Source organism: Pararhodobacter aggregans, assembly GCF_003075525.1.
GTDB classification, from domain to species: Bacteria; Pseudomonadota; Alphaproteobacteria; order Rhodobacterales; family Rhodobacteraceae; genus Pararhodobacter; species Pararhodobacter aggregans.
Genome location: NZ_QDDR01000015.1, coordinates 90,671 through 113,667, shown reverse-complemented (window position 1 = coordinate 113,667; position 22,997 = coordinate 90,671). Strand labels below are relative to the sequence as shown.

The following is a 22,997-nucleotide window of genomic DNA, read 5'->3' as shown; positions in this document are numbered from 1 at the left end:
GGTTGGTCGCAGCCGGGGTCATGATGCCCCGGGTTTGCTGTCGGGCGCGGCCAGCGCCCGGATACCCGCCGCGACGAAACGCACGGCACCGCCGAGCATCTCCTCCAGATCGTCATCGGCGAGGGTTCCGTCCGACAGGTCCTGAACCCGGCCCGTCGGTGCCATGAGCGAGATCGCCACGGCGATGGCATTGAGATAGCCGCGCACCGCGCCCTCGCGGCTGAGGCCGGGGACGATGGCGGCAATCTCGGCGATGAAGACCCGGGCGATACCGTCGTAATAGGCCGAGGTCACCCGGTGCGAGCGTTCATCGGTGCCCGAGGCCGCATGCCCCAGCACCCGCGTGTAATGCGCGCCCCCGCGGCTGGGATCGCGGCCCAGGCTGATCGTCGGGCGCAGGAGCGTGTCCAGAAGCGCCTCCAGCGTCACCGCGCCGGTCGCGTGCAGTTCCGCCAGCCGGGCGCGGCGTTCGTCGTTGATGGCACCGGCGCGGCGCGCAATCACCGCCTCGTAAAGCGCTTCCTTCGAGCCGAAGTAATAGTGGATCAGCGCGGCATTGGCCTGCGCCCTGACGGCGATGGCCCGGGTGGTGGCGCCGTGAAAGCCGCTTTCGCCGAAGACGATCTCGGCCGCGTCGAGGATCGCTTCCTGCGCCTCGCCGCGTTCCGGCGCCCCTTCGGGCCGCGTCACCGCCAGTCGGGCCAAGGCCGCCCCTCCCACCCTTAATTAATCGCCTGATTAAAAGCAGCCGGAATCCACCCGCCTGTCAAGGAGATCTTTGCATTCTGCAATGCAGCACGCGCGGCGGCTGTCGCAACGGGGCTTCGCTGCGCCAAGCATCAGCCAGCCGGGCCATTGCCTGATTCCGCTTCATTCGCGGGATCTTGCGCCCGGTGCCCGGCTGAAAACATGTGCGCTGCGCTCAGATTTGCCGCGTGGGAGGGCAAAGCCTGCCCAAATGCGCGCCGATCCCGGTCTGCTGCCCCGCAGCACGGTTAAAGCCGGTCACAAACGCGAGACCCCGGAAATAGCGTGGGCTTGGGCGATTTGACGCCCACCGGGACTTCACAAGAACCCGCCGGGCGCCGCGACGGTGCCGCGGGAGGACAACAGGACAGGGGATTCATGAAAAAACTTCTGCTTTCGACCGCGCTCGGCGCGGTATTCGCCACGGGCGCTCTGGCTCAGGAAGGCGAACCCATCCGCGTTGGTATCCTGCATTCGCTGTCGGGCACGATGGCGATCTCGGAAACCACGCTGCGCGACGTCATGCTGATGCTGATCGAGCAGCAGAACGCCGAGGGCGGCGTGCTGGGCCGTCCGCTGGAGCCGGTGGTCGTCGACCCGGCCTCGGACTGGCCGCGCTTTGCCGAACTGGCGCGCGAGCTGATCTCGGGGCAGGGCGTCTCGGTCGTGTTCGGCTGCTGGACCTCGGTGTCGCGGAAATCGGTGCTGCCGGTCTTCGAGGAGCTGAACTCGATCCTGTTCTACCCGGTCCAGTACGAGGGCCAGGAATCGCAGCGCAACGTCTTCTACACCGGCGCCGCGCCGAACCAGCAGGCCATCCCGGCCGTGGATTACCTGCTGGAAAACGGGGTCGAGCGGTTCTACCTCGCCGGCACCGACTACGTCTATCCGCGCACCACGAACCAGATCCTGGAAGCCTATCTGCTGGCGCAGGGCGTCGCGGCCGAGGACATCATCGTCAACTACACGCCCTTCGGCCATTCCGACTGGCAGACCATCGTCTCGGAAATCCGCGATTTCGGCTCGACCGGGCGCCCGGCTGCCGTGGTCTCGACCATCAACGGCGACGCCAACGTGCCCTTCTACAACGAACTCGCCGCGCAGGGCATCTCGGCCGAGGATATCCCGGTCATCGCCTTCTCGGTCGGTGAAGAGGAACTCGCGGGCATCGACACCGCGCCGCTGGTCGGCCACCTCGCCGCCTGGAACTACTTCATGTCGGTCGACACGCCCGAGAACGAAGAGTTCATCGACGCCTGGCACGCCTATATCGGCAGCGAAACCCGCGTGACCAACGACCCGATGGAAGCCCATTACATCGGCTTCAACATGTGGGTCGACGCGGTCGAGGCCGCGGGCACCACCGACGCCGATGCGGTGATCGATGCGCTGGTCGGCGTGGCCGTGCCGAACCTGACCGGCGGGCTGTCGTCGATGGGCGCGAACCACCACATCACCAAGCCGGTACTGATCGGCGAGATCCAGGCCGATGGCCAGTTCGAGGTCGTCTGGGAGACCGCGGGCCTCGTGCTGGGTGACGAATGGTCGGATTACGTGACCGAGACCGCGCCCCTGATCTCGGATTGGCGCGCACCCCTGTCCTGCGGCAATTTCAACACCGCGACCGGAACCTGCGGCGGCTCGGAATAAGCCGACGCGAGAGGGGGGCGTTCCTTCCCGCCCCCCTCCTTTTGATCCCAAGGCGCGCGGGTTCGCCCGCGTGCCCCTCCCTGAAGACCGCGCGGCGCGCGCCTCGCCTGCCGCCTCTGACCCGGGACCCTCATGCCCTTTCGCCCCCTGACGCTGATCGCGGCCCTCTGCCTCGCGGTTGTGCTGCCCTTCCTCGCCTCGGCCCAGACGCTCGACGCGTTGATCGCCCGTCTGCCGGACGGCAATTTCAACGACCGCGCCGCCATCGTCGCCCAGATCGCCGAGACGGGCGATCCGCGCGCGGCGCAGGTGCTGGACGCGCTGCTTGAGGGTGAGCTGGAACAGCGGACCGCCGATGGCCGCTTCGTCCGCGTCACCGGCAGCCGCAACAACCAGACCGCCGTGGATGTCCTGACCGGCGAGGATCTGGGCCCGGTCGCCCGCCGCTCGACCGAAGCGGTGCGGGTCAACAACGCGCTGCGCCGCTCGATCCGCACGGCGCTGGGGGTGCTGACGCTGATGGATCCCGACCCCGCCCGGCGCCTTGCCGCGGCCGAGGCCGCTCTGCGCTCGCCCTCCGCCGATCAGGTGGACGCGCTGGCCGAGGCGATGGCGGCCGAAACCAACGCCAATATCCGCACCGCCCAGACCCGCGCCCATGCCGCCGCCGTGCTCGCCTCGGACCTGCCTGTCGAACAGAAGCTCGATGCGGTGGCGGTGATCGGCGCGGCGAATGCGCAGATCGTGCAGCAGACGCTGAACGCCTATCGCAACGCCGCCGAGCCGGAACTGGCCGCAGCCGTGGGCGAAGCGCTGGCCGCCGCCGAGGCGCGGCAACGGCTGTGGAGCCAGGCGCAGAACCTGTGGTTCGGCCTGTCGCTGGGCTCGGTCCTGCTGCTGGCCGCCATCGGCCTTGCCATCACCTTCGGCGTGATGGGTGTCATCAACCTCGCGCATGGCGAGCTGGTCATGCTGGGCGCCTACACGACCTATACGGTGCAGCAGATCATCCGCACCAACGCGCCCGAATACTTCGGCTATTCGCTGGCCATCGCCATTCCGCTGGCCTTCCTGCTGGTTGGCGCGGTGGGCGTGCTGATCGAACGCGGCATCGTGCGCCACCTCTACGGCCGCCCGCTGGAGACGCTGCTGGGCACCTGGGGCGTGAGCCTGATCCTGCAACAGGCGGTGCGCTCGATCTACGGGCCCACCAACCGCGAGGTGGGCACGCCCGACTGGATGTCGGGCGCCTGGCAGATCGGCGAGATGACCCTGACCGGCCCTCGCATCGCCATCGTCATCTTCTCGCTGGTGGTGTTCTTCGGCCTGCTGCTCTTGATGAAATACTCGGCCTTCGGGCTGCAGATGCGGGCGGTGACGCAGAACCGGCCGATGGCCGCGAATCTCGGGATCCGCACCGGCTATGTCGACGCGCTGACCTTCGGTCTGGGCGCGGGCATCGCCGGGCTGGCGGGGGTCGCGCTGAGCCAGATCGACAACGTGTCCCCGAACCTGGGCCAGGGCTACATCATCGACAGCTTCCTGGTGGTGGTGTTCGGCGGCGTCGGCAACCTCTGGGGCACCTTCGCCGCGGCGCTCAGCCTCGGTGTCGCGAACAAGTTCCTCGAACCCTGGGCGGGGGCGGTGCTGGGCAAGATCGTCATCCTCGTCTTCATCATCCTCTTCATCCAGAAACGTCCGCGCGGCCTGTTCCCGCAGCGTGGCCGTGCCGCCGAGGGCTGAGCCATGACCCGCCTCATCGACCTGCGCCTGGGGCTGTTCCTGGCCGCGCTCTTCGCCGTCACCGTGCTGGCGCCTCTGGCCACCACGCTGCCCTCCACCTCGGCCCTGAACCTGCCGAGCTACCTGATCCCGCTGATGGGCAAGTATCTGTGCTACGCGCTGCTGGCCGTCGCGCTGGACCTGTGCTGGGGCTATGCTGGCATCCTGTCCCTGGGCCACGGCGCCTTCTTCGCGCTGGGCGGCTATGCGATGGGCATGCACCTGATGCGCGAGATCGGCGCGCGGGGCGTCTATGCCAACCCGGAACTGCCTGATTTCATGGTGTTCCTCGGCTGGACCGAGCTGCCGTGGTTCTGGTACGGCTTCGACATGTTCTGGTTCGCGGCCGTCATGGCGCTGGCCGTGCCGGGGCTGCTGGCCTTCGTCTTCGGCTGGTTCGCCTTCCGGTCGCGCGTCTCGGGCGTGTATCTGTCGATCATCACCCAGGCGCTGACCTTCGCCCTGCTCTTGGCCTTCTTCCGCAACGACATGGGCTTTGGCGGCAACAACGGGCTGACGGACTTCCGCGACGTGCTGGGCTTCTCGCTGTCGGCGCCCTCGACCCGCATTGCGCTTTTCGTCCTGACGGCGGTGGCGCTGGCAGGCTGCATGCTGCTGGCGCGGGCCATCACCATCTCGAAGGCCGGGAAAGTGCTGGTCGCGGTCCGCGACGCCGAAAGCCGCACGCGGTTCCTGGGCTACCGGGTGGAAAGCTATTCGGTCTTCGTCTTCACCGTCTCGGCGATGATGGCGGGGCTGGCGGGCGCGCTTTACGTGCCGCAGGTCGGCATCATCAACCCTGGCGAATTCGCCCCCGCGAACTCGATCGAGATCGTGGTCTGGGTGGCGCTGGGCGGGCGCGGCACGCTGGTGGGTGCCGCCATCGGCGCGCTGGTCGTCGTGGCGCTGAAATCCTGGCTGACCGCGACCTTCCCCGACCTGTGGCTCTTCGCGCTGGGCGGGCTGTTCATCCTGGTGACGCTGGCGCTGCCGAACGGCCTTCTGGGGCTTGTCGACCGGCTGAAGCCGCGCAAGGCCAAACCCGCGACCGAGGTGCCCGCATGACCCCTGGCCTGATCGGCGCCCCCCTCAACGTGGCGCAACTCTACCTCGACGGCGTCTGCCGCTCCTTCGACGGGTTCAAGGCGATCAACGGCCTGTCACTGGCGGTCGAGAAGGGCGAACTCAGGGCGGTGATCGGCCCCAACGGCGCGGGCAAGACGACGATGATGGACATCATCACCGGCAAGACCCGCCCGGACGAGGGCAAGGTGGTCTGGAACGGCGACACGGACCTGACCCGCATCGACGAGGCCGGGGTCGCGCGGCTCGGCATCGGGCGGAAGTTCCAGAAACCCACCGTCTTCGAGACGCATAGCGTCGAGGACAACATCCGTCTTGCGCTGAAGGCGCCGCGCGGCGTCTTCCCGGTGCTTTTCGACCGCCGCTCGGCCGAGGAGAACCGCCGCGTGACCGAGTACCTCGACCGCATCCGCCTGACCCATCTGCGGGCCGAGACCGCCGCCAACCTCAGCCACGGCCAGAAGCAATGGCTGGAGATCGGCATGCTGCTGGCGCAGGAGCCACAATTGCTGCTGGTCGACGAACCGGCCGCGGGCATGACCGATGCCGAGACGATGGAGACGGCGGAGCTGCTCAAATCCATCGCCGGCGAGCGCACGGTGATCGTGGTCGAACACGACATGGATTTCGTGCGCGCCCTGAATTGCCGGGTGACCGTGTTGCATCAGGGCTCGGTGCTGGCCGAGGGGTCGCTGGACCATGTCTCGGCCCGCGAGGATGTCATCGAAGTGTATCTGGGGCGGTAAGATGCTGGAAATCAAGGATCTGACGCTGCATTACGGCGCGGCGCAAGCGCTGAAGGGCATCTCGCTGACGGCCGAGGAAGGCCAGATCACCACGGTGCTGGGCCGCAACGGCGTGGGCAAGACCTCGCTGATGCGGGCGATTGTCGGGCGGCACCCGCCCTCGGGCGGCACCATCACCTGGCAGGGCGAGAGCATCGCCCGCCTGACGCCCCCCGAACGGGCCAAACGCGGCATCGCCTATGTGCCGCAGGGGCGCGAGATCTTCCCGCTGCTGACGGTGCGCGAGAATCTGGAGGCCGCCTATGCCACGCTGCCCCGCGGCCAGCGCAAGACGCCCGACGCGGTGTTCGAGCTCTTCCCGGTGCTGCTGCAGATGATGAACCGGCGCGGCGGCGACCTGTCGGGCGGCCAGCAGCAGCAACTCGCCATCGGCCGCGCCATGGTCATGCAGCCCCGGCTTCTGGTGCTGGACGAGCCGACCGAGGGCATCCAGCCCTCGATCATCAAGGACATCGGCCGGGCCATCGAATACCTGCGCGACCAGTTCGGCATGGCCGTGGTGCTGGTCGAGCAATATTTCGACTTCGCCAAGGCGCTGGCCGATCGCTATGTGGTGCTCGACCGTGGGGAGGCGGTGATGGCCGGTGAGAAGGCTGATATCGACGCCAACGAGACCGAGCTGCGGCGCTGGCTGACCGTGTGACATTCCCCGCCGCCTGTGGTTATCTCAGGGCGGACAAAGGGGAACGATCATGCGGCAAGTCTTTCGCGGGGCACAGATTTTCGACGGCTGGCGGCTGCATGAGGGCGCGGCTCTCAGCACCGAGGACGGCCGCGTCACCGGCCTCGGCCCCGATACGGGCGAGGGGCTCGATCTGGGCGGCGGGGTGCTGGCGCCGGGCTTCGTCGACCTGCAGGTGAATGGCGGCGGCGGGGCGCTGCTGGGGCAGGGCGATCCCGATGCGGCGCTGGAGACGATCTGCGCCGCGCATCGGCGGCTGGGGACGGCGGGATTGCTGCCGACGCTGATCACCGCGGCGCCCGAGACGACGGCCGCGGTGCTCGCCGCCGGGATCCGCGCCGCCGAGGCCGGGCTGCCGGGCTTTCTGGGCCTGCATCTGGAGGGCCCGCACCTCGATCCCCGCCGCAAGGGCGCGCATGAGCGCGCGCTGATCCGGCCGATGCAGGAATGGGACCTCGAGCGCCTGCTGACGGCCGCCCGCAGGCTTCCCCGGCTGATGGTCACCCTCGCGCCCGAGGCGGCAACGCCCGAACAGATCGCGGCGCTGGCCGCGGCCGGAGTGCTGGTCAGCCTCGGCCACAGCGATTGCACCGAGGCCCAGGCCCGCGCGGCGATGACCGCCGGGGCCGGGGCGGTCACCCATCTCTACAACGCCATGTCGCCGATGAGCCACCGCGCGCCCGGGCTGACGGGCGCCGCGCTCGACGGCTCCTCGGCGGTGGGGATCATCCCCGACGGCGTGCACGTGGCGCCCACGCCCTTCCGGGTGGCGGCGCGCATGGCGGACGAACGGCTCTTTGCGGTCACCGATTCGATGGCGCTGGCAGGGACCGAGGCGACCGAGTTCCAGCTCAACGACCGGGCCATCCACCGGCGCGACGGGCGGCTGACGCTGTCCGACGGGACGCTGGCCGGGGCCGATGTGACGATGCCCGAGGCGCTGGCCTGGATGACCGGCTACGCCGGGATCGACCGGGCCGAAGCCCTGGCCATGACCACCCGCCGCCCGGCCGACCTGGCAGGCCGCCCCGACCTCGGCCGCCTGCTGCCGGGGGCAAGGGCCGATCTGGTGCACCTGAGCGAAACCTGGCGTCTGACGCGCCGCTGGTTCGCCGGGGAGGCGGGCTGAGGGAGGGGTTTCGCCCTCGTGCCTCGGGCGACCGGCAGCGGGGGGCTGCCGCCCCCCGCACCCCCTGCTTCAAGGAGGGTTTTCCACCCTCCTTGAAAATCCTCCCGAGGATATTTGAAGAACAAGGATGACGGGACGCGAGTCGCCTGGCGTCATCTTTGTTCTCAAAATATCCTCGGGGGTCCGGGGGCAGACGGCCCCCGGGGTCGCCCCAAGCGCTGACCTCTCCGCGGCGGGAGGCGCGCGGGGTGGGCGGGTGGGAGCGTGCCTCCCGCCGCTACCTCTTTCGGCCGTCCCCGAAACCTGCCACACAGGGCGTGTTCCTGACCGAGGCCGCCATGCACTGGTTCCTGCTTGCTATCGCCATCCTCTTCGAAACCATCGGCACGGCCGCCCTGAAGGCCAGCCATGGCTTCACCAGGCTCGGCCCCTCGGCGCTGTCGCTGGGGGCCTATGCGGTGGCCTTCTGGTTCCTGGCCCTGGTGCTCAAGGTCGTGCCGGTGGGCGTGGCCTATGCCATCTGGTCGGGCGCCGGGATCTGCCTGATCGCGGTCATCGCCGCCCTGTTCTTCGGCCAGCGGCTCGACCTGCCGGCGGTCCTGGGGATGGCGCTGATCGTCGTCGGGATTCTGGTGATCAACCTGTTCTCCAACGCCGCGCCGCACTGACGCATCGGGCGATCAGACCTCGCAGGTCGATTGCGCCACGCGGTGCGGATCGCTCAGGCACTGAGCGGCGCTCAGCGCGCGCGAGAGCGGGATGACCGGGCAGAGGGCCAGTCGGGAAAGCCCTGCACCCAGCGGTCGCTGAACGCAACATCGGCACGGCGTCGAGGCCCGCCCTCAAGGCGGCATGGCCAAGGTCTTCGCCCTCGGTCACCGCCAGATCGACCAGCCCGTCCACACTGCCCCCGGCATCGGGGATCGAGCCGTCGAGCGAGGGGGCGATCAATACCGGCGCTTCGGGGGAGGGGGCAGTCATCGGGGACCCGGCGGACGAAATCCCAGTCCGCCAGCAGGCGGCGGAGGCGGGAACTCAGGTCGGCAGGAGCGTGCCGCCGCGGGTCAGGCATTGGCCGGGGCGTACGGGCCGTTCGCGCGGGCGGCGGAAGCGCGGGCTCTGGACCGCCGGGCCGGATTGGCCGGGGCGGCGGGGATGCCCCCGGACCCGGCGGGGGCGAGGAGGCCCGCCGCGGCGATGGGCGGGGCCGGACGGGTGGATGTTCGACGGGCGCCTGCGCGGCTCGGTGACGTCCGGCGTTGCGACGGCTCTGGCAACGGGCGGCGCAGGCCCGTTCAGCGCCCCGCGGCACCGGCGCGTAGGATGGGCAATATTGCCCATCCTACCGGCACCTGCGCTCAGGGCGCCACCTGATAGACCGATTGCACGAAGCCATGCGGCCAGCTGCGGGTCTCCAGATGCACCAGATATTGCGGCCCCGGATCGTCGAAGAGCGGCAGCCCCGCGCCCAGGATCACCGGCAGCCGGGTGATGGTCAGCCGCTGCACCAGCCCCTCGCGCAGGAAGCTGGAGATCACCTTGCCCCCGTCGAGATAGACCCGTCGCATCCCCTCGGCCCCCAATTGCCGCAGCACCGCCCGGGGCGTGGCGCGCATCACCCGCACCCGGTTCAGCAGATGCGGCGGCACATCCTCGGGGCCAAGGCTGCGCGACAGCACCACCACCGGCTTGTCATGCGGCCAGTCGCGCATCGCCGCCAGCGCCCGGAAACTGCCCGAGCCCATGACCAGGCAATCCACCGCCTCGATGAAGGCGGTATAGCCGTGATCCTCGTCCTCGGGCGCGGGCATCATCAGCAGCCATTCCAGCCCGCCCTGCACATCGGCGATATAGCCGTCGAGCGAGGTCGCGATGAAGATATGGACTTCGGGCATCATGGGGGAAACTCCGGGTGATCCGCGTCGTTTCTGCCGCGTCGGTGCCGCGCGCCCCTTGGACGCGCAGCGCAATCCCGGGCGCAAGAGACCCGGTCCCCCGGTGGTGCACCCTTGCGCTTGCCAGACGGTTAACGCAAGGCAGGGTTTCGCAGGATGCATTGGACGGCGTGCCGGAAATGCCGCATATAAAGGTCATGATTGCTGACCCATTGCCCCTCCCGCATCACCGCCCCTTCGAGGACCTGCAAGGCCTGGTCCTCGCCTCGGCGCAGGCCGCGCTGGGGCTGCACCTGCTGCGCGCGGCGGGGCTGATGACCGGGGGCACGGCGGGGCTGGCGCTGATCCTGGCCTATGGGCTGGGCTGGAACTTCTCGCTCACCTTCTTCGCGCTGAACATTCCCTTCTTCGCGCTGGCCTGGAGGGCGCGGGGGCCGGTGTTCTGCGCCAAGAGCCTGGGCAGCGTCACGCTGGTCTCGGTGATGGCCGAGGCGCTGAAGCCGCTTCTGCATCTGGACTGGATCCACCCGGGCGCGGCGGCGGTGCTCTTCGGGGTCAGCGCGGGCGTGGGGCTTTTGGGTCTTTTCCGGCATTCGGGCAGTCTGGGGGGCGTGTCGATCGTGGCGCTGATCCTGCAGGACCGCTACGGCATAAGGGCGGGGCTGACGCAGATCGTGCATGACCTGCTGCTCTTCGCTTTGGCCCTTGCGGTGCTGCCCGCGGCGAATGTCGCCTGGTCGATGCTGGGGGCGCTGGTGCTGAACGGGGTGATCGCCCTGAACCACCGGCGCGACTGGTACGTGGCGAGCTGAGCCTCAGCGCCGGGGGAGTTGCGCCAGCCGCGGCGGCGGGGTGACGGAAGGGACGCCCGGCGCCGGGGCGATGGTCTGGCAGACCCGCCGATGGGTGACCCCCACCACCGCCCATTCATCGGTGCCGATCGGCACCATGCGGCAGATCTGCCCACTCGGCCCCAGGCGGCTGGTGTCGCCGGCGGGGCCCGAGGCGAGCGCGGGGCTGGCGGTGAGCAGGCTCATCAGGACGAGGCGGCGGATCATGGCGGGCTCCAACAAGGGCTGCGTTTTTGCCCGTTCAGCCTGCCCGACGCCGCGATTGCACGCAGTTCCTCCGGGAACTGCCTGCGCCCACTGGCCAAGCGGCGCTTTTTCCACTATCGCCCGCGGCAATCACACGGGAAACGCATCATGGACCTTCGCAATATTGCGATCATTGCCCACGTCGACCACGGCAAGACCACGCTGGTGGACGAGCTTCTGAAACAATCCGGGATCTATCGCGAGGGCCAAGCGGTCACCGAGCGGGCGATGGACTCGAACGACCTCGAACGCGAGCGCGGAATCACCATCCTCGCCAAGGCCACCTCGGTCGAATGGCACGGCACGCGGATCAACATCGTCGACACCCCCGGCCACGCCGATTTCGGCGGCGAGGTGGAGCGGATCCTGAGCATGGTCGATGGCGTGTGCCTCTTGGTCGACGCGGCCGAAGGGCCGATGCCGCAGACCAAGTTCGTGACCTCGAAGGCGCTGGCGCTGGGACTGAAGCCGATCGTGGTGCTGAACAAGGTCGACAAGCCCGCCGCCGAACCCGACCGGGCGCTGAACGAGGTCTTCGACCTCTTCGCCAACCTCGGCGCCAGCGACGAACAGCTCGATTTTCCGGTGCTTTACGCCTCGGGGATCAACGGCTGGGCGGATAATGAACTCGACGGTCCGCGCAAGGACATGTCGGCGCTGTTCGAACTGGTCATCAAGCATGTCGAGGCCCCGAAACAGATTGCCCAGGCGGCGGAACCCTTCCGCATGCTGGCGACGACGCTGGGCGCGGACCCGTTCATCGGCCGCATCCTGACCGGCCGGGTCGAGGCCGGTACGCTGAAAGTCGGCGCCACCCTCAAGGCGCTGAGCCGCACCGGCGAGCGGGTCGAGCAGTTCCGCGTCACCAAGATCCTCGCCTTCCGCGGCCTCGGCCAGCAGCCCATCGACGAGGCGGTGGCGGGCGATATCGTCACCATCGCCGGCATGACCAAGGCGACCGTGGCCGATACGCTGTGCGATCCCTCGGTCGAGGCGGCGATCCCGGCCCAGCCGATCGACCCGCCGACCATCTCGGTCACGTTCGGCATCAATGATTCGCCGCTGGCCGGCCGTGACGGCAACAAGGTGCAGTCGCGGGTGATCCGCGAGCGCCTGATGAAAGAGGCCGAGACCAACGTCGCCATCAAGGTCGAGGACACGCCGGGCGGTGACGCTTTCGTCGTCTCGGGCCGGGGCGAATTGCAGATGGGCGTGCTGATCGAGAACATGCGCCGCGAGGGCTTCGAGCTGTCGATCTCGCGCCCCCGCGTGATCTTCCGCGAGGAGAAGGGCGAGCGGCTGGAGCCCATCGAGGAAGCCATCATCGACGTCGATGACGAATTCTCGGGCGCGGTGATCGAGAAGCTGACCGGCGCCCGCAAGGGTGAACTGGTCGAGATGAAGCCCGCGGGCGTCGGCAAGACCCGGATCGTGGCCCATGTCCCCTCGCGCGGGCTGATCGGCTATCAGGGCGAGTTCATGACCGACACCCGCGGCACCGGCGTGCTGAACCGCATCTTCCACGACTGGGCGCCCTACAAGGGCCCGATCCAGGGCCGCCGCCAGGGCGTGCTGATCTCCATGGAGAACGGGGTCTCGGTGGCCTATGCGCTGTGGAACCTCGAGGATCGCGGCCGCATGTTCATCGGCGCGCAGGAGCAGATCTACGAGGGGATGATCATCGGCGAGCATTCGCGCGACAACGATCTGGAAGTGAACCCCCTGAAGGGCAAGAAGCTGACAAACGTCCGCGCCTCGGGCACCGATGAAGCGGTGCGGCTGACCCCGCCGGTGATCATGTCGCTGGAGCAATCCATCGCCTATATCGACGACGACGAACTGGTCGAGGTGACGCCGAAATCGATCCGGCTGCGCAAGCGCTACCTCGATCCCCACGAGCGCAAGCGGATGGCGAAGGTCGAGGGCTGAGGCCCGGGGACCGCAAAAGACGGGGGGCTGCCGGCCCCAGAGACCGCAAAGGGCGGGGGGCTGCCGCCCCCAGAGACTCCAAAAGGCGGGGGGCTGCCGCCCCCCGCGCCCCCTGCTTCAAGGAGGGTTTTCCACCCTCCTTGAAAATCCTCCCGAGGATATTTGAAGAACGAAGATGACCAGAGGAGCGGGCCTTGCGGTCCGTTTTTCCTTTGTCCTTTCAGCGGGACAAGGAAAAAGGCCGGGTCCCGAAGGATCCGGCCTTTTTGTACTGGAGCGGGCGATGAGATTCGAACTCACGACCCTAACCTTGGCAAGGTTATGCTCTACCCCTGAGCTACGCCCGCTCGATGGCCGCGATCTAGCATCGCCATGGGCGGGGTGCAAGGGGTGTTTCGGGGCTCAGGCGGCGGTTTTCGGGGCCAGCGAAAAGGCGTCCAGAAAGCGCTGGGCGGCGGCCGGATCGCCGGTCAGGTGTACCCGTCCCGCGGCCAGATGCGCCCGCAGCGGCGCGCTGCCATAGACCGCGGCGGCGAGCGTGTTGCCGCTGCCCGCGAATCGCAGGGGCAGGGCGTCGCCGGGGCCGGGGCGGGCCGAGAAGCCGTCGGGGCCGAGGCGTGTCTCGAAGCTTTCGGCGCCCAGGGCGAAGGCGGCCTCGGCCCTGACCGCGACCGGGCGGACCATGACCGCCATCGACAGCATCAGCCCGGTGGGCGAGATGAATTTCCGCGGGTCATGGCCGGGCTGGCGCAGGCCCCAGCGGCAGAGCGCGTCGATCACCGGTCGGGTATCGAGGCCCGCCGGGGTCAGCCCGTAGGCAAGCGCCGCGACGGGCGGCGTCAGGGCGCGGCGTTCGACAAGGCCGTTCGCCTCCAGGTCGGCCAGGCGCCGGGTCAGGATGTTCGAGGCGATGCCGGGCAATCCCGCCTTGATCAGGCCGAAGCGCTTGGGGCCCAGCATCAGCTCGCGGATCACCAGCAGCGCCCAGCGGTCGCCGATCAGGTCCAGCGCATGGGCGGCAAGGCAGCCCTCGTCGTAGCCCTTGTGCGCCATCGTCCCCTCCGTCTGCCGCTCATTAGGGACAGCGCGGTTGCTTTTTGCAAGTGCCTCCGGCAGCATGGCGCTGCGCCATGCCATGGACAGGAGGCCCCGGTGAGCGACGATTATCATGGACTGCCCTGCTGGTACGAACTGACCACGCCCGACCCTCTGGCCGCCGGGGCATTCTACCATGCGGTGATCGGCTGGGAGGTCGAGAAGGCGCCCATGGAGGGCTTCGAGTATTTCCTGGCGCGGCAGGGGACGGCGATGGTGGCCGGGATGTCGAAACCCGCGATGCCCGGGATCCCGCCCAACTGGCTGACCTATTTCGCGGTGAGCGATTGCGACGCGACCGTGGCGGCGATGCTGGCCGATGGCGCGGGCCAGATCGTGCCGCCCTCCGATATCCCGGGCACCGGGCGCTTTGCCATTCTCAGCGACCCGCAGGGGGCCGTCTTCGGCCTGCTGCAGCCTCTGCCGATGCAGGCAGAGCAGGGCGGCGCCTATGACCCGGCCAAGCCCGGCCATGGCGCCTGGCACGAGCTGATGTCCGGGGATCCGGTGGCGGGGCTGGCCTTCTATGGCAAGCATCTGGGCTGGACGGCCTCGACCGCGATGCCGATGGGCGAGATGGGGACCTATCAGCTTTTCGCCCGCGAGGGGCGCGACATCGGCGGCATGATGGGCCTGCCGCAGGCGGGCATGCCGCCCTGCTGGCTGCCCTATACCGGCGTGACCAGCATCGACCGGGCCAAGGCGGCGGTCGAGGCCGGGGGCGGGCGGGTCATGCACGGGCCGATGGAGGTGCCGGGCGGCGCCTTCATCCTGCAGGGGACCGATCCGCAGGGGGCCTGGTTCGCGCTGACCGGGCCCCGCTGATCAGGCGTCGGGCGGCAGGATCCGGGCCAGCACGGCGCTGAACGGCGCCTCGTCGCTGATCGAGGGGCCGAGCAGCGCGTAGCCATGCACGCTGCTCCAGACCAGCCCCTCGAGCACCGGATCGGGCCGGTCGCCCGCAAAGGGCAGGCAGCCCTCGCGCAGGACGCCGTAGGCGCGGGCCGATTCGGCGATCAGGGCGGGGTCCTGGTCGTCGAGGTCGGGACAGGCGAACATCACATGAAAGAGGCCCGCCGAGTCGCGGGCGAAGTCGAGATACCCCTCGCAGATCGCCAGCAGGCGGGCGAAGGGGCTGTCCCCGGCTGCGGCCAGGCGGTGCAGCATCGCGTCGGTGAACAGCGCGAAGGCGCGGCTGGCAATGGCGGTGTGGAGCCCCGGCAAGCCCTTGAAATGATGGGCGGGGGCGGCGTGCGAGACACCGGCGCGGGCGGCCGCGCGGCGCAGCGTCAGCCCCTCGGGGCCGCCCTCGACCAGAAGGGCAAGGCCGGCCTCGATCAGGGCGTCGCGGGTGGAAAGGGAGGATTGGGTCATGGCCCAGTTTCGCAGTTGGGTTTGACAGTGTCAATCTGAGCTTGACAGTGTAAAGTCCCTGCCTATTCTGGGGGCATCTTTACACTGTCAAGGAGGTCCCCGTGCCGCGTTCCTTCACCTGGTTCTTCTGGCTCTCGGCGCTGTCCGTGGCGCTCGTCTCGTGGCGGGTGCTGGTGGCGCCAGTCGTTCTGGTTATGCCCGCCATGGCGCATTATCTGGCGGATTACCCGCTGTCCCTGGCCACGCATCTCCTCTTCGGTCCGCTGGCGCTGCTGCTCGCACCCTTCCAGCTCTGGCAGGGGCTGCGGCAGCGGCGGCCGGGGCTGCACCGTTGGCTGGGGCGGCTCTATGGGCTCTCCATCCTGGGGGGCGGGCTCGCCTCGCTGACCCTGCTGCCGGGGTTCGAGGGCAGCCGCTTCGCCGCCCTCGGCTTCGGCACGCTGGCGGTCCTCTGGATCGGTGTCACGCTCTGGGGGATCGGCCGGGCGCGGGCGGGCGACATCGCCGCGCACCGGCGCTGGATGCGGCGCTCGGTGGCGCTGACCTTCGCCGCCGTGACCCTGCGGCTCATCATGGCGCCGCTGATCGCCGCGGGCTGGAGCGTGACCGAGACCTACGAGATCACCGCCTGGGGCAGCTGGCTGGTCAATCTGGCGGTGCTGGAGATCTGGCAGCGCCGGCGCGTGCAGCGGGCGCGGATCGCCTGAAAAGCAGAACGGCGGCCCGAGGGCCGCCGTCTCTGGTCCGAATTGGAGCGGGCGATGAGATTCGAACTCACGACCCTAACCTTGGCAAGGTTATGCTCTACCCCTGAGCTACGCCCGCGTCCTTTCGGTGCCGGTGATTTAGGTCATGGCCGCGGCCCCCGCAAGCGGAAAATGCGCGGCCCGGCGGATTTTCCTGCGGGCCGGTTTCGGGGCCTCCGCCCGCGCGGCCGGGGGGATTTCCGCCCGTCTGCCGGGGCATCACGCGGGCCATGTCGACAGCGTGGAACCTTAACGGTGGCACCTGCGTTCTCCTTGCAAGCCGCGGATAGAGCCGCGACGATCTTTAAGGATGGAGCAGACCGATGAACAATGACACCATCGAAGGCAAGTGGAAGCAACTCAAGGGCGAAGCCAAGATCCAGTGGGGCAAGCTGACCAACGATGACCTCGACGTCGTCGAAGGCCACAAGGACAAGCTGGTCGGCAAGATCCAGGAACGCTATGGCAAGTCCAAGGAAGAGGCCGAGGCCGAAGTGAACCGCTTCTGGAAGTGAACCGCTTCTGGTCGACGTACTGACGACCGGGCGCCCGGCTTTCGCCGGAATGCACAGGAAAAGGGGGCGCTTGGCGCCCCCTTTTTTCGTTACATGCCCGCGGGTTATTCCAGCTCGATCAGCAGATCATGCGCCTCGATCTGGGCGCCCGGCTGGACATGGACCGCCTTGACCACCGCGTCGCGGTCGGCATGCAGGCCGGTTTCCATCTTCATCGCCTCGATGGTCAGCAGCAGATCGCCCGGCTTCACCTTCTGGCCCACCGACACCCCGACCGAGGCCACCGAGCCCGGCATCGGCGCGCCGACATGGGCGTCGTTGCCGTCCTGCGCCTTGGGCCGCACGGCGAGCGACGCCTTGGCCTTGCGGTTCGGCACGCGGATGGTGCGGGGCTGGCCGTTGAGTTCAAAGAACACCCGCACCTCGCCGTCGTCCTGCGTCTCGCCCTGGGCGATCAGGCGGATTTCCAGCGTCTTGCCCGGGTCGATCTCGGCCGAGATCTCCTCGCCCGGCTCCATCCCGTAGAAGAAGTTCCAGGTCGGCAGGGTCCGCACCGGGCCATAGGTGTTGTGGCGCTCCATGTAATCGGTGAAGACCTTGGGATACATCAGGTAGCCGTTCAGGTCCTCGTCGTCGATGGTCATGCCGTCGAAGAGGGCCGAGACCTTGGCGCGGACCTCTTCCAGATCGACCGGCTTCAGATGCTTGCCCGGCCGCTCGGTCGAGGGCGTCTCGCCCTTCAGCGCCTTTTTCGTGATCGCCTCGGGCCAGCCGCCTTCGGGCTGGCCGAGGTTGCCCTTCAGCATGTCGATCACCGAGTCAGGGAAGGACATGTCGCGCGCGGGATCCTCGACATCCTTGCGGCTCAGGCCCTGGCTGACCATCATCAGCGCCATGTCGCCCACGACCTTCGAGGACGGCGTCACCTTGACGATATCGCCGAAGATCTGGTTGGCATCGGCATAGGCGCGGGCCACTTCCGGCCAGCGTTCCTCCAGCCCGAGGCTGCGCGCCTGCGCCTTGAGGTTGGTGAACTGGCCGCCCGGCATCTCGTGCAGATAGACCTCGGACGAGGGCGCCTGCTGCCCGGTCTCGAAGGCGCCGTAATGGGCGCGCACCTGTTCCCAGTAATCCGAGATCTCGCGCACCCGGGCCATGGAGAGGCCGGTGTCGCGGTCGGTATGGCGGAAGGCTTCGACCACCGAGCCGAGCGTCGGCTGCGAGGTGTTGCCCGAGAACGCATCCATCGCCGCATCGACGCAATCCACGCCCGCATCGGCAGCGGCGAGGATCGTGGCAATCGCCGCGCCCGAGGTGTCGTGCGTGTGGAAATGGATCGGCAGGTCCACGGCGTCCTTCAGCGCGCTGAACAGGACCTTGGCGGCGGGGGCCTTCAGCACGCCCGCCATGTCCTTGACGCCCAGCACATGGGCGCCCGCGGCCTCCAGCGCCTTGGCCATTTTCACATAATAATCAACAGTGTATTTGCGCTGGCCCGGGTCCAGCAGGTCCGAGGTGTAGCAGATCGTCCCCTCGCAGATCCGCCCCGTCTCGATCACCGCATCCATGGCGACGCGCATGTTCTCGACCCAGTTGAGGCTGTCGAAGACGCGGAACACGTCGACCCCGGTCTCGGCCGCCTGTTTGACAAAGGCCTGCACCACATTGTCGGGGTAGTTGGTGTAGCCCACGCCGTTGGACGCCCGCAGCAGCATCTGCGTCAGCAGGTTCGGCATCGCCTTGCGCAGGTCGCGCAGCCGCTGCCAGGGGCATTCCTGCAAGAAGCGATAAGCCACGTCGAACGTGGCCCCGCCCCAGCATTCGACCGAGAAGAGCTGCGGCAGGTTCGCGGCATAGGCGGGCGCCACGCGGATCATGTCGATGGACCGCATCCGCGTCGCCAAGAGCGACTGATGCGCGTCGCGCATCGTCGTGTCGGTGAGCAGCAGCTTCGTCTGGTCCTTCATCCAGTCGGCGACGGCCTTGGCGCCCTTCTGCTCCAGCAGCGTCTTGGTCCCGGCGGGCGGGTTCGCCACCACCATCTGCGGCGCCACGGGCGCGCGGGGCTGGGCGGCGGGCTTGGCCCGGCCTGCCGTCTCAGGGTGCCCGTTCACCGTGATGTCGGCCAGATAGGTCAGCACCTTGGTGCCCCGGTCGCGCCGGGTCTCGAAGTGGAACAGTTCCGGCGTGGTGTCGATGAACTTGGTCGTCGCCTGATCGGCCAGAAAGACCGGGTGCTTGAGCAGGTTCTCGACAAAGGCGATGTTGGTGCTGACGCCCCGGATGCGGAACTCCCGCAGGGCCCGGTCCATGCGGGCGATGGCTTCGGTCGGCGTCGGCGCCCAGGCGGTGACCTTGACCAGCAGCGAATCGTAATAGCGGGTGATGACGCCGCCGGCATAGGCCGTGCCGCCGTCCAGACGGATGCCCATCCCGGTGGCCGAGCGATAGGCCGTCAACCGCCCGTAATCGGGGATGAAATTGTTGAGCGGGTCCTCGGTGGTGATGCGGCATTGCAGCGCGTGGCCCGAGAGTTTCACATCCGCCTGGCTGGGGGTGCCGGTCGCCTTGGCCAGCGTCTCACCCTCCGAGACGCGGATCTGCGCCTTCACGATGTCGATGCCGGTCACTTCCTCGGTGACGGTGTGTTCCACCTGGACGCGGGGGTTCACCTCGATGAAGTAGAATTGCTCCGAATCCATATCCATCAGGAATTCGACGGTGCCGGCGCATTGATAGCCGACCGACTGGCCGATCTTCAGCGCCAGCGCGCAGACTTCGGCGCGTTGCGCGTCGGTCAGGTAGGGGGCGGGGGCGCGTTCGACGACCTTCTGGTTGCGGCGCTGCACGGTGCAGTCGCGCTCAAAAAGGTGGTAGAGATTGCCATAGCTGTCGCCCAGCAGCTGCACCTCGACGTGGCGGGCGCGCAGGATCATCTTTTCCAGATACCCCTCGCCATTGCCGAAGGCCGCTTCGGCCTCGCGACGGCCCTCGCGGACCTTGGCCTCCAGCTCGTCCGGGCCCATGATCGGCCGCATGCCGCGCCCGCCACCGCCGTGGCTGGCCTTCAGCATCAGGGGATAGCCCACCTCATCGGCCATGCGCTTGACCGCATCCATGTCGTCGCCCAGCACCTCGGTCGCCGGGATGACCGGGACACCGGCCTTGATGGCGACGCGCCGGGCGCTGGCCTTGTCGCCGAGCGCGCGCATCGTCTCGGCCTTGGGGCCGATGAAGGTGATCCCGGCCTCGACGCAGGCATCGACTAGCGCCGGGTTTTCCGACAACAGGCCATAACCCGGGTGGATCGCATCGGCGCCCGCCTTCTTCGCCACGCGGATGATTTCCGGGATCGAGAGATAGGCCGCGACCGGCCCCAGCCCCTCGCCGATCCGGTAGGCCTCGTCGGCCTTGAACCGGTGGAGCCCCAGCTTGTCCTCCTCGGCATAGACGGCGACCGTCTTCTTGCCGAGCTCGTTGGCGGCTCGCATGATGCGGATGGCGATCTCGCCGCGGTTTGCGACGAGGATCTTCTTAAAGGCTGCCATCTCCGATTCCCCCGGGCTTTGGTCAGAAACTTTGGCCGATTTCTGCAGTGCGGCGCCGGAAAAGCAAGGATTTGTTACATTGCGGCTTCATTTTGTGCTCAATAGGACAGCAGCGCTGCCCCATCCGGGTCATAGACCTGCACCAGCGCGCATTCGATGAGATAGGGCCGCGCGGCAGTGTCGCACAGCGCATGGGCGACCTGTTCGCCCGCCTCGCGCGAGGGCAGGCCGCAGATCACCTCGTGCCAATGCGGACCCTCGCGGTGCTGGGCGAAAATGTCGATGGAATAGCCCGCCGGGAAGCACCAATTGGTGCGCAGGCAATCCTCGGCCATCGCGCCGCCTTCGACGCATTGTGCGGTGGCGGCGGCGAAAGCCTCGTCCGGGGTCCGGCCGGTGGCCATGCCGGAACTCTGTTCGGGGGCCTGCACGAAGGCGATGCCGCGTGGCCCGTCCTGGGCGAAGGCGGGCAGCGAGAGCGAGGCAAGCAGGCAGGGCAGCAGCAGGGCGCGCATCGGCAGGGTCCTTTCCTGAGGGAAACCCAACCTAGACCCGCCCCCGCGCCTTTCCCAATACCAAAAGCGACGGCTCAGCCGCGGCCAGCGGCGAGGATCGCGTCAATCATCCGCGCATTGCCCTGCGAGAATTCCAGCGGACAGGCGAAAGCCGCGCCTTCCCGGGCGCTGCGGCCGAAAGCCTCGATCATCAGCCGATACTGGTCGACCGGCTCGAACCGCTCGATCCGCGTCTCGTCATAGCCGCGGGTCACGACCAGCTGCGCCGCCCCGGCCACACCGGCGTTGAAGGGCGCGGTCAGCGTCATCACCCCCTCGGTGCCGTGAAAGGCGATGCGCTGATGCGGCGCCATCCGGGTCGAGACGTGGAAGGCCAGCGTGAACCCGGGAAACTCCGCCCAGACCCGGGCATGGGTATCGACGCCGTTCTCCAGCCTGAGCCGGGCCTCGATCCGCCCGGGCTCGGCCCCGGTGGCGAAACGGGTGGTGACGCAGGGATAGACGCCGATGTCGTAAAGCGCGCCGCCGCCGGTTTCCGGCCGGTTGCGGATGTTCGACAGGTCGGGGTTGTTGAAGCTGAAATCCGCCTCGACATGCGCCAGCTGGCCGATGGCGCCGTCCTGCAGCAGCTGGCGCGCGCGCTGCCATTGCGGGTGGTGGCAGACCATGAAGGCCTCGGCGCATACCAGGCCCGAGGTATCGCGCGCCGCGATCAGCGCGTCGATCTGCGGCGCGGACAGCGCGAGCGGCTTTTCGCAGAGCACATGCTTGCCCGCGGCCAGAGCCCGCAGCGACCAGTCGATGTGCAGATGGTTCGGCAGCGGGATATAGACCGCCTCGACCTCGGGATCGGCGAGCAGCGCCTCGTAACTGTCATGCACCCTGAGCCCCGGAGCAAGGCCCAGGAACGGCGCCGCCTTCTCGGCCGAGGCGGTGGCCAGCGCCGCCAGCTCATGGCCAAAGGCCCGGTGGATCGCCGGTGCCACGTGGTCGCGCGCGATCTTGGCCGCGCCCAGAATGCCCCATTTCATCGCTCGCCCTCCCGCCGGTTGCGCTAACACCTCCATGCCAAGATGCGCGGCAAAAGGCGAGGGGGGAATGCCCCCTCAGGCCCTGCTGCCGGGGGCGATGGTGGGGGGCGCGGCGTTCAGCGTCTCGATGGCGAAGCCCGCGGCCTTCTTGTAGCCCGCCATGAAGGCGCTGCGTTCCTCGGCCGGAATCACCGCGTCGATGTCGTCGAATTCCCCGCCGCAGCGTTCATCCACCAGCGTGAGCAGGCCGAACGGCCCCGCCCCCCGGTTGCGCAGGATCAGCGCCGAAACCGGCCCGCAGAGCTGCGCGTCAAAAGCCGCGAGCGCCGCTTCGGTCGGGCCCTGCGCCACCATCGCCGCGCCCAGCGTCCGCGCGTCGATGATCGCCTGGCTGGCACCGTTCGAGCCGGTCGGATACATCGCATGCGCCGCATCGCCAAGCAGTAGCACGCGGCCGTCCTGCCAGGTCGGCACCGGGTCGCGGTCGATCATCGGGTTTTCATAGGCGACCGATCCGCCGCGGATCAGCGCCGGCACGTCCAGCCAATCCCAGGTCCAGCCGTCGAAATGATGGGCGAAATCCTCGATCTCGACCTGCCGGAACCAGCCGGTCGCGGCATGGGCGCCGGGATCGTCCCAGGTCACCTCGGCGATCCAGTTGATATCCGCCAGCCCGTCCGGGCCGGGGTGCGAGATCGGATAGATCACCATCCGGTGCCGGTGGGTGCCGAGGCCCACGAAGCTGGAGCCGGTGCGGATGGGCTTCGCCCGCGTCACGCCCCGCCACATCACCGCGCCGCCCCAATGGATCGGCGGCTGCGCCGGGTGCATCTGCGCGCGGATCGCCGAATGGATGCCGTCGGCGCCGATCAGCAGGCTACCGCGCTCCTCGCGCCCGTCCTCGAGGATCGCCGTGACCCCGGTGGCATCTTGCCGGTAGCCGGTGACGCGCGCGCCGAGTTTCACCGCCTCCGCGCCCAGCCGCTCCAATACGGTGCGATAGAGCATCATGTGGAAGCGGCCGCGATGGACGGCGTATTGCGGCCAGTGATAGCCCGCCAGCATGCCGCGCGGCTCGCTGTAGATGTCGTTGCCATTCAGCCCGACCAGCGCCCATTCGCGCGCGGTCAGGCCGACCTCGTCCAGCGCATCGGCGCCGAGGCCGAGGTCGTAGAGTTCGCGCACCGCATTGGGTTGCAGGTTGATGCCCACGCCCAGGGGTTTCAGCGCCCGCACCGATTCGAGGACCACGCAGGGCACGCCGATCTGGTGCAGCGTCAGTGCCGTGGCGAGCCCCGCAATGCCGCCCCCGGCGATCAGAACCTTGTCCATGCCTTCCCCCGTCCGTTTGCGCGCTTCTGGCAAGAAACCGG

The 22,997-nt window shown here is 68.4% G+C and carries 21 protein-coding genes and 2 tRNA genes; 12 read left to right on the top strand and 11 right to left on the bottom strand.

Features of this window, described 5'->3' with window-relative positions; translation table 11 throughout:
• Positions 1-18 precede the first annotated feature (18 nt).
• Positions 19-705: a TetR family transcriptional regulator gene (locus tag DDE23_RS21910; protein WP_170121776.1), complete on the bottom strand. Its 687-nt coding sequence runs from the start codon at positions 703-705 to the stop codon at positions 19-21.
• Positions 706-1,125: 420 nt separating this feature from the next.
• Here DDE23_RS21910 and urtA point away from each other — a divergent pair, with 420 nt between their 5' ends.
• The 7 genes from urtA to DDE23_RS21875 all read left to right on the top strand — a co-directional run bounded on the left by urtA (position 1,126) and on the right by DDE23_RS21875 (position 8,547).
• A complete protein-coding gene (urtA, locus tag DDE23_RS21905) occupies positions 1,126-2,397 on the top strand; it encodes an urea ABC transporter substrate-binding protein (protein ID WP_107750098.1) in 1,272 nt (423 codons plus the stop codon).
• 132 nt (positions 2,398-2,529) lie between these two features.
• A complete protein-coding gene (urtB, locus tag DDE23_RS21900; RefSeq protein WP_107750099.1) occupies positions 2,530-4,140 on the top strand; it encodes an urea ABC transporter permease subunit UrtB in 1,611 nt (536 codons plus the stop codon).
• Between the two features lie 3 nt (positions 4,141-4,143).
• On the top strand, positions 4,144-5,244 hold the full coding sequence (gene urtC / locus DDE23_RS21895) for an urea ABC transporter permease subunit UrtC (protein WP_107750100.1): 1,101 nt from the start codon (positions 4,144-4,146) through the stop codon (positions 5,242-5,244).
• On the top strand, positions 5,241-6,008 hold the full coding sequence (gene urtD / locus DDE23_RS21890; RefSeq protein WP_107750101.1) for an urea ABC transporter ATP-binding protein UrtD: 768 nt from the start codon (positions 5,241-5,243) through the stop codon (positions 6,006-6,008). Before urtC ends, urtD begins: the two co-directional genes overlap by 4 nt.
• A 1-nt stretch (position 6,009) precedes the next feature.
• The gene (gene urtE / locus DDE23_RS21885; RefSeq protein ID WP_107750102.1) at positions 6,010-6,711 is read left to right on the top strand and encodes an urea ABC transporter ATP-binding subunit UrtE; all 702 of its coding nucleotides are present in this window, start codon (positions 6,010-6,012) and stop codon (positions 6,709-6,711) included.
• Between the two features lie 49 nt (positions 6,712-6,760).
• The gene (locus tag DDE23_RS21880; RefSeq protein ID WP_107750103.1) at positions 6,761-7,879 is read left to right on the top strand and encodes an N-acetylglucosamine-6-phosphate deacetylase; all 1,119 of its coding nucleotides are present in this window, start codon (positions 6,761-6,763) and stop codon (positions 7,877-7,879) included.
• 338 nt (positions 7,880-8,217) lie between these two features.
• The gene (locus tag DDE23_RS21875; protein ID WP_107750244.1) at positions 8,218-8,547 is read left to right on the top strand and encodes an SMR family transporter; all 330 of its coding nucleotides are present in this window, start codon (positions 8,218-8,220) and stop codon (positions 8,545-8,547) included.
• Positions 8,548-9,237: 690 nt separating this feature from the next.
• Here DDE23_RS21875 and DDE23_RS21870 read toward each other — a convergent pair.
• Entirely contained in the window at positions 9,238-9,777 is a 540-nt protein-coding gene (locus tag DDE23_RS21870; protein WP_202863307.1) for a dihydrofolate reductase family protein, read from the bottom strand.
• Between the two features lie 194 nt (positions 9,778-9,971).
• Between DDE23_RS21870 and DDE23_RS21865 the strand changes: the two genes are divergently transcribed.
• Complete coding sequence (locus tag DDE23_RS21865; protein WP_107750246.1) at positions 9,972-10,586, top strand: YitT family protein; 615 nt, start codon at positions 9,972-9,974, stop codon at positions 10,584-10,586.
• A gap of 3 nt (positions 10,587-10,589) precedes the next feature.
• On the opposite strand, the gene DDE23_RS21860 is transcribed toward DDE23_RS21865, so the two are convergent.
• Positions 10,590-10,832 carry a hypothetical protein gene (locus DDE23_RS21860; RefSeq protein ID WP_107750104.1) on the bottom strand — a complete coding sequence of 81 codons (243 nt, stop codon included), beginning with the start codon at positions 10,830-10,832 and terminating at the stop codon, positions 10,590-10,592.
• A 147-nt stretch (positions 10,833-10,979) separates the two neighbouring features.
• On the opposite strand from DDE23_RS21860, the gene typA reads away from it, so the two are divergent.
• Entirely contained in the window at positions 10,980-12,800 is a 1,821-nt protein-coding gene (typA, locus tag DDE23_RS21855) for a translational GTPase TypA (protein WP_107750105.1), read from the top strand.
• A gap of 272 nt (positions 12,801-13,072) precedes the next feature.
• Here typA and DDE23_RS21850 read toward each other — a convergent pair.
• Both DDE23_RS21850 and DDE23_RS21845 read right to left on the bottom strand, forming a co-directional pair.
• Positions 13,073-13,147: transfer RNA gene (locus tag DDE23_RS21850), tRNA-Gly, on the bottom strand.
• Between the two features lie 55 nt (positions 13,148-13,202).
• A complete protein-coding gene (locus DDE23_RS21845) occupies positions 13,203-13,853 on the bottom strand; it encodes a winged helix-turn-helix transcriptional regulator (RefSeq protein WP_107750106.1) in 651 nt (216 codons plus the stop codon).
• A 99-nt stretch (positions 13,854-13,952) separates the two neighbouring features.
• Here DDE23_RS21845 and DDE23_RS21840 point away from each other — a divergent pair, with 99 nt between their 5' ends.
• Positions 13,953-14,720, top strand: coding sequence for a VOC family protein (locus DDE23_RS21840; RefSeq protein ID WP_107750107.1), 768 nt, complete (start codon positions 13,953-13,955; stop codon positions 14,718-14,720).
• Here DDE23_RS21840 and DDE23_RS21835 read toward each other — a convergent pair whose 3' ends face one another.
• Positions 14,721-15,269, bottom strand: coding sequence for a TetR/AcrR family transcriptional regulator (locus tag DDE23_RS21835; protein WP_107750108.1), 549 nt, complete (start codon positions 15,267-15,269; stop codon positions 14,721-14,723).
• Positions 15,270-15,370: 101 nt separating this feature from the next.
• On the opposite strand from DDE23_RS21835, the gene DDE23_RS21830 reads away from it, so the two are divergent.
• Positions 15,371-15,976: a DUF2306 domain-containing protein gene (locus DDE23_RS21830; RefSeq protein ID WP_238150087.1), complete on the top strand. Its 606-nt coding sequence runs from the start codon at positions 15,371-15,373 to the stop codon at positions 15,974-15,976.
• A 43-nt stretch (positions 15,977-16,019) separates the two neighbouring features.
• Here the strand turns inward: DDE23_RS21830 and DDE23_RS21825 are convergent.
• Positions 16,020-16,094 (bottom strand) — tRNA-Gly (locus DDE23_RS21825).
• A 244-nt stretch (positions 16,095-16,338) separates the two neighbouring features.
• Between DDE23_RS21825 and DDE23_RS21820 the strand changes: the two genes are divergently transcribed.
• Positions 16,339-16,530 carry a CsbD family protein gene (locus DDE23_RS21820; RefSeq protein WP_107750109.1) on the top strand — a complete coding sequence of 64 codons (192 nt, stop codon included), beginning with the start codon at positions 16,339-16,341 and terminating at the stop codon, positions 16,528-16,530.
• Positions 16,531-16,634: 104 nt separating this feature from the next.
• Here the strand turns inward: DDE23_RS21820 and DDE23_RS21815 are convergent, their stop codons facing one another.
• The 4 genes from DDE23_RS21815 to DDE23_RS21800 form a co-directional block, all read right to left on the bottom strand.
• Complete coding sequence (locus DDE23_RS21815) at positions 16,635-20,078, bottom strand: pyruvate carboxylase (RefSeq protein WP_107750110.1); 3,444 nt, start codon at positions 20,076-20,078, stop codon at positions 16,635-16,637.
• A gap of 98 nt (positions 20,079-20,176) precedes the next feature.
• Positions 20,177-20,593 (bottom strand): hypothetical protein, encoded by a 417-nt coding sequence (locus DDE23_RS21810; RefSeq protein ID WP_107750111.1) that lies wholly within the window; start codon positions 20,591-20,593, stop codon positions 20,177-20,179.
• A 74-nt stretch (positions 20,594-20,667) separates the two neighbouring features.
• Positions 20,668-21,624 carry a Gfo/Idh/MocA family protein gene (locus DDE23_RS21805; protein ID WP_238150086.1) on the bottom strand — a complete coding sequence of 319 codons (957 nt, stop codon included), beginning with the start codon at positions 21,622-21,624 and terminating at the stop codon, positions 20,668-20,670.
• A gap of 75 nt (positions 21,625-21,699) precedes the next feature.
• Positions 21,700-22,956, bottom strand: coding sequence for a flavin-dependent oxidoreductase (locus tag DDE23_RS21800; RefSeq protein WP_107750113.1), 1,257 nt, complete (start codon positions 22,954-22,956; stop codon positions 21,700-21,702).
• Positions 22,957-22,997 lie beyond the last annotated feature (41 nt).